Genomic DNA, 589 nt, shown 5'->3' on the forward strand with positions numbered 1-589 from the left:
AGAAAGGGAGATATTTAATGGACGATCAAAAAAAATCAGTAAAAAACGTTACTGACGGTCAACATCCTCATTGGGAAAACCATTGGAACTCTCATTCTGAACTGTGGAATGAACCACCTAGTGAAGTTGCAGTTAGAGCTTTTCAACAGTTTCAAACAGATGGTAAAAGCATTATTTTAGAATTAGGCGGAGGAATGGGAAGAGACACCATATTCTTTGCCCAAAACGGAATTCAAGTTTACGTAGTTGAATACACCAAAGTGAGTGTTGAAACTATTAAAAGGAAAGCTGAATCTCTAAATTTGACCCGATCTGTTCATGTTCTGCAACATGACGTTAGAAAACCGCTTCCCTTTGATCCAAATTTTTTTGATGGCTGTTATTCTCACATGCTTTATTGCATGGCGTTTAACAAAAAAGAACTTGAATTCTTATCGGAAGAAGTTAACAGGGTGTTGAAGAATAAGGGGCTGAATATTTTTACTGTTAGAAATACCAATGATCCCCTTTATGGAACTAGTAAGCAAAAAGACGGTGATTTGTATGAAGTGCAGGGATTCATCCTTCATTTTTTTGATAAAGAAAAAAT

General features: G+C 35.8%; 1 protein-coding gene. It reads left to right on the top strand.

Annotated features, from left to right (window positions below):
* Positions 1 to 17 precede the first annotated feature (17 nt).
* Positions 18 to 589 (top strand): class I SAM-dependent methyltransferase (locus ABLT31_RS38925; protein WP_367761096.1); only part of this gene is annotated, 572 nt, incomplete at its 3' end.

This window comes from Ammoniphilus soli (assembly GCF_040813775.1).